Annotated in this window: 10 protein-coding genes; 3 read left to right on the forward strand and 7 right to left on the reverse strand. The window is 36.4% G+C overall.

The annotated features are described in order from the left end of the window. Positions 1 to 57: 57 nt before the first annotated feature. Positions 58 to 1,245 (reverse strand): acetyl-CoA C-acetyltransferase, encoded by a 1,188-nt coding sequence (locus tag OEV82_RS05465; protein ID WP_263061282.1) that lies wholly within the window; start codon positions 1,243 to 1,245, stop codon positions 58 to 60. Positions 1,246 to 1,568: 323 nt separating this feature from the next. Next, on the reverse strand, positions 1,569 to 3,683 hold the full coding sequence (locus tag OEV82_RS05470; protein WP_263061283.1) for a (Fe-S)-binding protein: 2,115 nt from the start codon (positions 3,681 to 3,683) through the stop codon (positions 1,569 to 1,571). A 300-nt stretch (positions 3,684 to 3,983) separates the two neighbouring features. On the opposite strand from OEV82_RS05470, the gene cls reads away from it, so the two are divergent. Next, on the forward strand, positions 3,984 to 5,186 hold the full coding sequence (cls, locus tag OEV82_RS05475) for a cardiolipin synthase (protein ID WP_173659606.1): 1,203 nt from the start codon (positions 3,984 to 3,986) through the stop codon (positions 5,184 to 5,186). 234 nt (positions 5,187 to 5,420) lie between these two features. On the opposite strand, the gene argS is transcribed toward cls, so the two are convergent. Beyond that, on the reverse strand, positions 5,421 to 7,103 hold the full coding sequence (gene argS / locus OEV82_RS05480) for an arginine--tRNA ligase (RefSeq protein ID WP_173659608.1): 1,683 nt from the start codon (positions 7,101 to 7,103) through the stop codon (positions 5,421 to 5,423). Next, entirely contained in the window at positions 7,100 to 7,549 is a 450-nt protein-coding gene (locus tag OEV82_RS05485; RefSeq protein WP_263061284.1) for a DUF1934 domain-containing protein, read from the reverse strand. Before OEV82_RS05485 ends, argS begins: the two co-directional genes overlap by 4 nt. A gap of 291 nt (positions 7,550 to 7,840) precedes the next feature. Here OEV82_RS05485 and OEV82_RS05490 point away from each other — a divergent pair, with 291 nt between their 5' ends. Beyond that, positions 7,841 to 9,916, forward strand: a complete 2,076-nt coding sequence (locus OEV82_RS05490) for a transglycosylase domain-containing protein (RefSeq protein ID WP_263061285.1) — start codon at positions 7,841 to 7,843, stop codon at positions 9,914 to 9,916. A gap of 58 nt (positions 9,917 to 9,974) precedes the next feature. Here OEV82_RS05490 and OEV82_RS05495 read toward each other — a convergent pair whose 3' ends face one another. Together OEV82_RS05495 and OEV82_RS05500 are read right to left on the reverse strand one after the other, a co-directional pair. Next, entirely contained in the window at positions 9,975 to 10,484 is a 510-nt protein-coding gene (locus OEV82_RS05495) for a YwhD family protein (protein WP_263061286.1), read from the reverse strand. A gap of 112 nt (positions 10,485 to 10,596) precedes the next feature. Beyond that, on the reverse strand, positions 10,597 to 11,256 hold the full coding sequence (locus OEV82_RS05500; protein ID WP_173659613.1) for a site-2 protease family protein: 660 nt from the start codon (positions 11,254 to 11,256) through the stop codon (positions 10,597 to 10,599). Positions 11,257 to 11,511: 255 nt separating this feature from the next. Here OEV82_RS05500 and OEV82_RS05505 point away from each other — a divergent pair, with 255 nt between their 5' ends. Further along, on the forward strand, positions 11,512 to 11,697 hold the full coding sequence (locus tag OEV82_RS05505; RefSeq protein ID WP_173659614.1) for a 2-hydroxymuconate tautomerase: 186 nt from the start codon (positions 11,512 to 11,514) through the stop codon (positions 11,695 to 11,697). Positions 11,698 to 11,778: 81 nt separating this feature from the next. On the opposite strand, the gene OEV82_RS05510 is transcribed toward OEV82_RS05505, so the two are convergent. After that, a complete protein-coding gene (locus OEV82_RS05510; protein ID WP_173659615.1) occupies positions 11,779 to 12,288 on the reverse strand; it encodes a YwgA family protein in 510 nt (169 codons plus the stop codon). Positions 12,289 to 12,375: the final 87 nt, after the last annotated feature.

A 12,375-nucleotide genomic window follows, 5' to 3' on the forward strand; every position in this document is an offset into this window, starting at 1 on the left:
AAGGCATTATGCTGGAAAAATCTATTTGATTCCACGTCTTGCCTATCACAGGAACATTTATTGTTTTGGCACTTCGATTAAAATCGCATCACCTTGCCCACCGCCTGAACAAATAGCTGCGATACCTAGCCCACCGCCTCTTCTTTTTAATTCATAGGCAAGTGTTAAAATTATTCTTGCACCGCTTGCGCCGATCGGATGTCCAAGTGCAACAGCACCACCGTTCACATTGACTTTCTCTGGATCAAGTTTTGCAATTTTTATTGAAGCTAAAGCTACTGCTGCAAAGGCCTCATTTATTTCAAACAAGTCAATGTCGTCAGCTGTCTTACCAACTTTTTCTAAAAGTTTATTGATAACAAGTCCCGGTGTTTTAGGAAAATCTTTTGCTTCTACTGCGATCGATTCATTAGCCAAAATTTTGGCCAGTGGTTTTCTACCTTCCTGTTCTGCTTTTTCTTCATCCATTAATACGAGCGCACATGCACCATCGTTGACACCAGGGGCATTACCAGCAGTAATCGTACCTTTCGGATCAAAGGCTGGTTTTAATTTTGCAAGTTTTTCAATTGATGTATCTTTTCTTGGTGCTTCATCTACCGAAACTATCATAGGCTCTCCTTTACGTTGTGGGATTTCAACTGGAACAATTTCTTCACCGAGCTTCCCAGATTCGATAGCAGCAAGTGCTCTTTGATGACTACGATAAGACCATTCATCTTGTTCCTCTCGAGTAATACCTAATTCTTCTGCTGTACCGTTTCCGTAATTCCCCATATGAGCTCCAGTAAAGCTACACGTTAATCCGTCATAAATCATAAGATCAACCAGCTCGCTATGCCCCATTCGATAACCTGTTCTCGCCTTTTTTAAAACATACGGAGCATTGGACATCGATTCCATTCCACCGGCAACAACTGTGCTCGCTTCACCTGCCCGAATGAGTAAATCGGCTAAGGCAACACTGCGCATACCGGATGCACAAACTTTATTAATTGTTTCAGTTTTTGTTTCCCATGGAATATTAGCATTGCGCGCAGCTTGCCTTGATGGTAATTGTCCTTGCCCTCCTTGTAAGACCGTACCTAATAGTACATGATCAATCGTGTCTACTCCTATATCCGCACGCTTGAGTGCCTCTGTAATGGCAGTTCCTCCTAATTGGCTAGCAGATAAAGAACTTAATCCCCCATTTAGTTTGCCAAAAGGTGTTCGTGCCCCTTCTAAAATGACCGTCTTTCCCATAACCATCCTCCTTAAATTGTTATCGCTTACATTTTGCGAAAATTTTTTAATAAACTTGTTATCTTTGCTCTTGATGGAATATTTCACCTATCTAAAAAACATTATTTCTTATATGATTTTAATTCTGCTTAAACTAGATGACTGGAATGCTTGTAAGTAGAACATAGAAGTAGAAGTGTGGAAATCCCTATAATGCCTTTTGATTGTTGACTGAACGCTCGCTCGGAGTTCGTGGTGAAAAATTGGGGGATCATCTTCCCCCATAGCTCTCTAATATTAGATTAACAGATTGTTATAAATTTTCAATATTTTTTCAAAGATTTTTATGATGCAATTTCCATTTTTTCACCGAAAACAGCTTTTTCTAATACTTCAGCGACATCATACGTATTCACGGAATCTTCTACTTCAATGGCCTTCGTACCATCAGATAGCATTGTTAAGCAATATGGACAACCCGAACTTATCGTTGTAGCATTTGTTTTTAGTGCTTGTTCTGTACGAGCAACATTTATCCGATGTCCTGTTTCTTCTTCCATCCACATGAGACCGCCACCGGCACCACAACACATGGCATCCTCGCGATTACGCTCCATCTCAACCAACTTGACTCCTTTGATAGATTTTAAAATTTCACGCGGTGGGTCGTATACATCATTATATCTACCTAAATAACAAGAGTCATGGAAGGTAATCGTTTCGTTCACTTCATATTTCGGTACGAGTTTACCTTCTTTTACGAGTTTATATAACAATTCTGTATGGTGGTAAACTTCAGCTTTAAAACCAAAATCCGGATATTCATTTTTAAAAATATTGTAAGCATGAGGGTCAATGGTTACGATTTTCTCCACGCCATTTTTCTCAAACTCTTTTATGTTCTTTTCAGCGAGTTCTTGGAATAAAAATTCGTTTCCTAAGCGACGGGCTGTATCGCCAGAGTTTCGTTCTTTATTTCCTAAAATGGCAAAGGAAACCCCTGCTTCATTTAATAATTTTGCAAAAGATAGAGCAATTTTCTGGCTACGATTATCATAGGAACCCATTGAACCAACCCAGAGCAAATATTCAAATTCTTTCTCTTCTTTTTTCAATTCTTTAACTGTAGGAATATACACATCATCACGAAGTTCGCGCCAGTTTTCGCGATCCTTTTTATTTAAGCCCCAAGGATTACCTTGTTTTTCAATATTTTGTAGGGCCCGCTGTGCATCGGGTCTCATTTTCCCTTCTGTCATAACTAAGTAACGACGCAAATCAATAATTTTTTCAACATGTTCGTTCATAACTGGACACTGGTCCTCACAGTTTCGGCATGTTGTACAAGCCCAGATTTCTTCTTCTGTAATTACATCACCAATTAAGCTAACATCATAGATCGAAGTTGCTGCAGATTCCTGTGCGCCTAGACCGCTTGCTTGCATAGCCAATTGATTACCTGTTGTATTATTGAACATAAATTGTGGTACCCAAGGTGACTGGGATGTAACAGCGGCACCATAATTTGTTAAATGATCGCGCATTTTGACGATTAAATCCATCGGTGAAAGCATTTTTCCAGTACCTGATGCAGGACACATATTTGTACAACGTCCACACTCAACACACGCATACAAATCAATTAGTGATAGCTGTGAAAATTCATTAATTTTACCAACACCAAAAGATTCAGCATCTTCATCCTCAAAATCGATTGGCTTTAATTTACCTGGTTTATCAAGTCTGTGTAAATATACATTCGCTGGTCCAGCAATTAAGTGCGCATGCTTAGATTGCGGAATGTACACTAAGAAAATTAACAGTACAAGTAAGTGAATCCACCAAGCAATATAAAATACTACAATGCTAGCTGCTTCACTCATCCAACCGAACGCTAAAGCGATTACAGAGGCAATCGGTTCAGACCAACTTAAATCTTCACCAAACCAAATCATGGTCATTCCGTTGCCAAGTAATACCGTTAACATTAATGTTCCGATAAAAATAAGCACGAGTCCATTTTTTAAACCGCGTTTTAAACGAACAAGCTTTTCAATATAACGGCGATAAAATGCCCATATGACAGAGACTAAAATCATTAATGTGACAAGCTCTTGGAAAAATGTAAACCCTGGATAAAATGGTCCGAATGGTAAATGAGCTCCAGGAATTAATCCTTTAATGATAAAGTCAATAGCTCCGAATTGTACAAGAATAAACCCGTAAAACATCATTACGTGAATAGCGCCACTTTTTTTATCTTTCAATAATTTTTTTTGTCCGAAAACAAAAACTGCAATGTTTTTTAAACGCGCTTTAATATTGTTGTCAAATTCTTCCTTTTTCCCTAATTTAATATATGAAACTCTTGTTTTAATTAGGTATGCAAACAGATATGCTGCGTAAGCAACTACAGCAATGGTTGCAATCCAATTTACAGCTAACAAGGATTGTTCCATTTGTTCTCCCCCTTTTTTCGTGTTCTCCCAATCCTCTTATTAAGCGCTAATACAAATAAAAAGACTGTCCGATTGAACTGTACCCCTTTCACCTTACTTTCTATTATATAATGAATGAGCATTCAGTCAATGTATTTGCTTAATTTTTAAAAGATTCCCATTTACATGATATATACGACATTTATCTCCAAATTCCTTCAAAACTAAATATTTTTATTTACTAATAAGGAGGAGCCAATTGCATAAGAAAAAGATCATTGGGTAAACTATTCTTCTAGTCTGGTGAAGGGAGGCCCTCCTTTGCTATATTTATTCGGTACGGTCATTATATTGTTGTTATTGATTTTGATCGATTATGTTTTCGGACGACTTTACCACTTAAAACATGTGAAAAAACATGATTTTCCTGTTCGCCATAGTCATATTACAATTTTTACGAGCGGTCCCTTATTGTTTGAAAAAATGTTGGCAGATATTACAGAGGCAAAGCATCATATCCACATGCTTTTTTATATATTTAGAAATGATGAATTTGGTATGACATTGTTAAAGCTATTAGAACAAAAAGCGAGCGAAGGAGTTAAAGTCCGTATTTTAATTGATAGGATTGGCAGCCATCGGTTTCCAAGAAAACTCATGAAGAAAATGAGTTTAAAAGGTGTGGAAATGGAATACTGTCACACGCCTAGTTTCCCGTTTTTCTTTTTTCATTTGCAAAATCGGAATCATCGAAAAATAACAGTTATCGATGGTAAGATTGGATACCTTGGCGGTTTTAATGTTGGCAATGAGTATATGGATCTTCATGAAAGGTTGAGCCCATGGCGCGATTGCCATGTTCGCTTTACAGGTGAAGGGGTATGGGATCTGCAAAAACAATTCATGACCGATTGGACCGAAGCTACTTGGCGGGGAATCGAGCTAACAGAAAAAGAATTGTACTATCCTGACTTACCAAGAGGAAATGTCCAGCATCAGTTTTTTGCCTTTGAAGGAGATTGTTGGGAAGACAAAGTAAGTGAAATGATCTCGTATGCAAAAAAGAGTGTTATTATTGGTTCACCTTATTTTATTCCGAGTAAAAAGGCATTTGGTGCCATATTAGATGCCATCAAGCGCGGTGTGGAAATCATATTAATTGTACCTGAAATGAGTGATCACTTGTTTATTCAAGAGGCTTCCTACCGCTTCTTACGAAAGCTAATTCGCTTCAATTGTTGTTCTGTATATCGGTATCGTAATGGATTTTATCATGCAAAAATCTTTATTATTGATGATCATATTTGTTCGATTGGTACAGCGAATTTTGATAACCGGAGCTTTTATTTTAACCATGAGTTAAATAGTTTGTTTAAGGACCCTGACATGGTAAATGAAATGCTAGATATCGCCAAAATCGATTTATCAAAGTCCACAAAACTAACTGCAAATATGTTACAACATCGTAACCTAAGTGGAGTTTTGAAGGAGTGGGTTGCAATATTATTATCACCGTTGTTGTAACAATCACAAGTTAATGGAACTTACACACGATTTGAATTCATTTCATTAAAATACGATCCTTCTAGATGACCTTTATTATTGTTTACAGTACAGAAATCTTACATTAGCAACCTTGCCCGAAACCTGTTACAAACAAAGATCTGCGGGCAAGGGATACCTTAAATCATATTAAAATGACAACGAGTAAATTCAATTCTATATACCAAAATAGGATGTCCTATTACCAGTCTATACTTACATTCTTTCCGGTGCACTAACACCAACTAAGCGTAATGCATTTTTCATTGTAATTTGTACAGCTTTCACTAATCCTAATCGAGCTTTTGTTAATTCTACATTGTTGGTATCTACGACTTTCACTGCATTATAGAAGCTATGGAAAGCAGATGCTAAGTCGTGGATATAATTCGTAATCCGGTGTGGTGCACGTTTTTCTGCTGCTTCTACGATTACTTGTGGGAACTCACCTAATTTTTTCAGCAAATCGAATTCTTTTTCTTCACCAATTAAAGCAAGATCCATATCCTCTCCTGCGATTTTCTCAATATTCATTCCCACTTCTTCACTTTGACGTAAAATGCTACAAATTCGCGCATGGGCATATTGTGCATAGTACACTGGGTTTTCGTTAGATTGTGAGACAGCTAAGTCTAAGTCAAAGTCTAAATGAGTATCTGAGCTTCTCATAGCAAAGAAGTAACGTGTTGCATCTAAACCAACTTCTTCAACAAGGTCACGCATTGTAACTGCTTTACCAGTCCGCTTACTCATTTTCATTTTTTCGCCGTCTTTATATAGCTGAACCATTTGGATAATTTCTACTTCTAACGCTTTCGGATCAAACCCAAGGGCTTCCATCGCTGCCTTCATTCGTGGAATGTAACCATGGTGGTCCGCTCCCCAAATATTAATAACCGTCTCAAAACCACGTTCAAACTTATTTTTATGGTAAGCAATATCAGGCATGAAGTACGTATATGAACCATCAGATTTCCGTAATACCCGGTCTTTATCATCACCATAGGCGCTTGTTTTGAGCCAGATTGCACCATCTTTTTCAAATACTTGGCCTTTTTCACGTAAGACGTCTAACGCTTCTTCGACTTTCCCATCTTTATAAAGAGAAGTCTCACTGAACCAGACATCAAATGTAACTCGGAAATCCTCTAAGTCCTTTTTCAACTTGTCCAATTCAGCCTTTAAACCATATTGACGGAAAAATTCAAATCGTTCTTCTTCAGAAACATGGACAAATTTATCGCCATATTCTTCAGCTAATTGTTTCCCAATTTCAATAATGTCTTTCCCGCGATAACCATCTTCTGGCATTTCTTTCTCTAGTCCAAGGGCTTCAAAGTAACGGACTTCAATCGATAAAGCTAGGTTGTTAATTTGATTTCCTGCATCGTTTATATAATATTCACGGGTAACATCAAAACCAGCCGCATCTAATATATTACATAATGTATCTCCTACCGCTGCTCCACGGGCATGACCTAAATGTAAATCTCCTGTCGGGTTCGCTGAAACAAACTCTACTTGGATTTTTTTATTTTGACCAAAATTTGTACGACCGTAATCGTCACCGGCTTTCAATATATTTGGTATTAATTCCGTTAAATAGCTATTGTCCATAAAAAAGTTTATAAAGCCTGGACCAGCAATTTCAATTTTTTCAACATGTACTTTTTCCTTTGCAAAATGCTCAATAACACTTTCTGCAATTTGGCGTGGCGCTTTTTTGGCAACTCGAGCCAATTGCATTGCAATATTCGTTGAGTAATCTCCATGGGCTTTCTCTCTAGGGGTTTCAAGTATTATTTCTGGAATTAATGCTTCTTCAGCTAAACCAGACTTTAAAACCGCTTGTTTAATTTCGTCTTTAATTGTCTGCTCTACAGCCTGTGCAATGTTCATTTACCCTTATCCTCCTTAAAGTTAAATTGAAGTTGATAGGAGCCGACCTCAAGCTCTTCCATATAAAAATCGTAGTTGATTTTAATGGTCCCTGTTTTCGCTTCATCATCCTGTTGAAACGTTAATTTTTTTGTGATTGTTTTGATTTTAAAATGACCTACTTCAGTTTTATATGTACCGCCCATTATCTCCTTTTCTTTAAAATACATCATCATATTCAATGAGCCTTTACGAATAATTTGGGCTTGAGGAATTTGACCTTCAGTAAATTTGACAACTGTATGTATCTTCCCTTTTTTTTCATAATATTCATCGTAAATTAAATACGTTGTTTGATCTTTCCTAAACCATTGACCAAAAACGATTAGTTCGTATTTTTCTCTTTTCCCATCTCGGTTAATTTTTATAGTGGTCGAAATTTTGACCGGAGTCCCATTGGAAGGCACTTCCTCACATCCTCTACTTGTACACTATATTAACTATACCATTTTAGCGATTTCAATGTCGGATTTCAATGTCAAAAATTGTATCTATATTCGTATTTACCATGTTTTCAATGCGCTTGAAACTTTCTGTTTGGTCCTTTAAACCTTTAAAAACTTTCCCACTTCTTTATGTTTAAATATTGGCACCTATTTCCATACTAACTAATATAAGGAAAATCCTTCGAATGGTAAACCCTTACGAATCCGTTTTAATTTAGAATACACTCATTTTCACATAGGGGGAATGCATCAATGGAGCTGACATCTAGTCTTTTTTCTAGACGTACGATCAAAATCGTCAAATTTATCTTAACGATCACGAGTCTATGCGTCATTATCTTATTTTTAAGTCTAGTTGGTTTGTATACCTTTGCAAAAATCGCTGGACCCCCACCTATAGAAGTTCCACAATCTACCATCTTTTTCGCTGCAGACGGAACGAAGATCGGTGAAACAAATCATGGTCAAAAACGCTACTGGGTAGAATTAGAAGATATTTCTCCACATTTAGTCGAAGCAACCCTCGCCATTGAGGATCAACATTTTTATACTCACTTTGGTTTTGACTATAAAAGGATATTAGGAGCACTTGTAGCTGATATTAAAGCATTGTCAAAAGTACAAGGGGCAAGCACCATTTCGCAACAGTATGCTCGTAATTTGTTTTTAAATCATGAAAAAACATGGTCACGAAAGCTAAAAGAGGCATTTTATACAATCCGGTTAGAAACGAATTTTTCCAAGGATGACATTTTAGAAGGATATTTAAATACGATTTATTACGGCCATGGTGTTTATGGAATTGAAGCTGCAAGTCAATTTTACTTTAATAAAAAGGCAAAAGATTTAAATTTAAGTGAGGCTGCATTGCTTGCAGGTGTGCCAAAGGGACCAAGTTATTTCTCACCACTTGTTGCCTATGAAAATGCAAAAAACAGACAAGAGCTTATTTTACATGAGATGGCGAAACAAGGACGAATAACAAAAAAGGAAGCGTCAATTGCAGCTACCCAACCAATTGAATTTGCAGCACAAGAAGCCGCGACAATCCCTAAAATAGCTCCTTATTTTCAAGATGTTGTCAAATCAAAATTAAAAGAAATTGGTTTAGACGAACAAACCATTAATCTTGGTGGGTTACAGATTCATACAACATTAGATCCAAAAATGCAAAAAATCGCGGAGGAACAATTTGAAAAAACATTCCCAAAAAACTCCCAATTACAAGGAGCTTTAGTCGCAATGGATCCAAAAACTGGATTTGTCAAAGCACTAATTGGGGGACGGGATTACAATGCATCGAGCTTTAACCGAGCAATTCAATCTAAAAGACAACCCGGTTCAACCATTAAGCCGATTCTTTATTATGCAGCCCTTGAGAAAGGATTTACACCTTCATCGACATTTCGGAGTGAAGAAACGACCTTTACGTTTAATGATGGTCGAAAACCTTATACACCTCATAATTTTAATCATAAATATGCGGAAGATGATATTACACTCATTCAAGCACTTGCCTTATCAGACAATGTATATGCAGTAAAAACTCATTTATATTTAGGTATGGATACACTGGCAGAAACAACAAAGCGATTTGGTATTAAATCACCAACTGCGGAAATTCCTTCCGCTGCTTTAGGTACATCAAACGTTCGTTTAATTGAAATGGCAAATGCTTATAGTTTACTGGCCAATGGTGGAAAAAACATTGAACCGGTCTTTATCACGAAAATTACAGACCGCAACGGTAATATTGTATATGAACATAAAAAAGAACGTACTCAAGTATTGGATAAAGATGTTGCTTATGTGACAACCCATTTAATGACGGGAGTTTTTGATGATCGGTTAAATGACTATACAACCGTGACAGGGCACAACATCCGTACAAAATTAACACAAATATATGCAGGAAAATCTGGTACAACAGATTATGATAGCTGGATGATTGGTTTCACGCCAAATCTTGTTACTGCTGTATGGGTTGGCTACGATAAAGGGAAAAAAATGAGTCGAACCGATGAAAGGCAGTATGCCAAAAATATTTGGGCGGATTTTATGGAAAAGTCACTTAATGGAACCCCAGTTCGATCCTTTAAACCCTCTTCAGGGGTAATCGGGGTTTATATTGACCCTGAGACTGGGCTACTCGCTTCAGATAAATGTCTTAACCGACGATTCACTTATTATGTTAAAGGGACAGAACCCACTGAATATTGTGATGGGAAAAGACCAGATGAACTTGACTTAGACAAGGAACCAAATCGAAAGGAAATAGAGACAGATGATACACCTTGGTATAAACGGTGGTTTGATTGGTTGAATTAAATTGATACAAGATAAATTTTTAAAAAAGCTCCTTGGCATTACACCAAGGAGCTTTTACTTATTCCACACCTAACTGTTTTTTCAGTTCAGCACTTGAATTTTCCCATAAGCCACCTTCTTGATTTTGTAAGAATTTTGCTAGAGTTTTTTTCGAAGGTTCGTCCATATGGTCTACGATAAAATGTCCTTTCAATGATTTATCCATTTTATTTACATGGTCAGGGAAAATCTTGTAACCACGTCTAGCCTCACGATCCGTTGCTAAATCACAAGCAGTTACTCCGTAATAAAACGGACCGTTTTCATTCCGTTCCACCGTTACCCAAACGAGCCAATACCATTTCGGATTCGGCAATTCCTCAATATTCGGTACAAATTTCAAGCCTTTTTCAACTTTACTTTTTGCATGCATCGCCCCAATATCAATAAAAGCTTCTTGTTCAGCAACATCAATAAAAACCGGTGTCACATTTTCCAAATTAAGAACGCCAGCATTATATCCTTTATGACCATCTAACGGGTCATTTTTAATAATATTGAAATGAACCGTTTTCTTCTTTTCTTCCAATTTTTACACCTCTTTGTTTGTATTTTCTCTTAAACCGTTTCTAAAAAAGATCGCCTCAGCAAAAGAACTCTATATGTATTCTATATATATCATATTACAATTAAGTAAATGATTAAAAGAGTCCGCCATAGAAGAGGATGATCCATTCTGTCAGCCGTGGAACAAGACCTAAAATTGGACCGATTGTAACATTATATAGTGGTTTAACAAGCACTAAAACTAAAAAGATAAGAACGCCGTAGATTTCATATTGACTCAATTTTGCCCGCGTTTCATTTGGTAATAAGTCAGAAACGATTCGATAACCATCTAATGGAGGAATCGGAATTAAATTAAATACAAATAATAGTACATTTAAATAAATGAACCAAAAACACAAACTAAATATAAAGTTTAGTATTGGACCGTCACCAAGACCAGCAATGACAAGTAAAATGAAACCACCGATAAATGCCATTAGTAAATTACTTAATGGACCAGCTACTGATGTCAGTATTCCTGCTAACCGTGGATTTTTAAAATTGAAACGGTTAACGGGTACAGGTCGTGCCCAACCAAATCCGAATAAAAGTAAAAAAATCGTTCCTAGCGGGTCAAGATGAACAGAAGGATTTAATGTCAGTCTCCCCTGTCTTTTTGCCGTCGGATCACCAAATTTGTATGCGACATAGGCATGAGCAAATTCGTGAACGGTAAAAGCGATCATTAACGAGATGATAATATATGGCAAAATCTGAATATCAAATGCTAAAAATGAATTAAAAAATTCCATACTTTATCTCCTTATAGATTTATTTTCCCTATATTTTACCACCTTATCACTGTGAGTACATCCTCCAAAATTCGTATTATGTTTTTCTAAAAATATTCTATCCGATAAAAAGGAAAATCGTTATAATAATATCAAGTAAAAATTTTCACTGCAAATGTCGGTTTTTTAATAGATACCAGATTTGTGAATTTTTACTAAATCATATACTCACTGAAATGTAAGGGTTTTAATTTTCTTAGAGAAGGAGAGATTTACATGCCATTAGTGACAGTTAAAATGTTAGAAGGACGTAGTGATGAGCAGAAGAAAGCTTTAGTTGAAAAAGTTACAGCTGCTGTATCTGAAACAACAGGCGCACCTGTCGAAGCGGTCACCATTGTTATTGAAGAAATGAAAAAGAATCATTATGCAGTTGGCGGCGTACGTGCGAGTGATAAATAATATTTTTTTGACGAAATACAAAATAAAAAGAAAAAGCATTTTGGAATATGTTCTCCAAGATGCTTTTTTCGTAGACTTGATTTATGAGCCAGCTTTTTCTTTTAATGATGCAATATAATCAAAAGCTTCTTCAATCTCATCTTTTGTATAGTTTTGCTTACTTTTCACTTTAGCAATCTTTTCATAAATGTCTTGTTTTGATAGATTATCAAAATAAAGAATAGTTGACACTAGTTCAAGGAAGCGGGAACTTTGCTCATTCATGTCACATAAACATGCTTCTAGTTTTTTATCAACATTAATGGCGTTCATCTGAAGAAATTCCTCACCGTTATCCGTCAACTTGTAACGATATTGAAAATAGCCGCCCTTTTTTTCCTTAACTTCTTCCAAAAAACCTAAATTGACTAACTCCTCTACTTGTAACGTTAATTCTTCGGAGTATGGCCCGTAAAAATGAAAACCGAATCTCTCTTGATAAGGAAAAGAAAGTCGTTTCGCAATATATATCATTTTTTGCAATTTTTTTCGACCAACGATTTCCTTCGCAGACCGGATTGCATACAGAATTTTCGCATGTTCCAAAAGCATTCGTTTCATCTCCTACTCAAATTACTGCACCTTCTTATCATTCATCTAACAACTATATATCCTTTTAAAATACTTTTTAATCAACAT

It is taken from the genome of Pallidibacillus thermolactis (assembly GCF_025660415.1).
Classification (GTDB): Bacteria; Bacillota; Bacilli; order Bacillales; family Caldibacillaceae; genus Pallidibacillus; species Pallidibacillus thermolactis.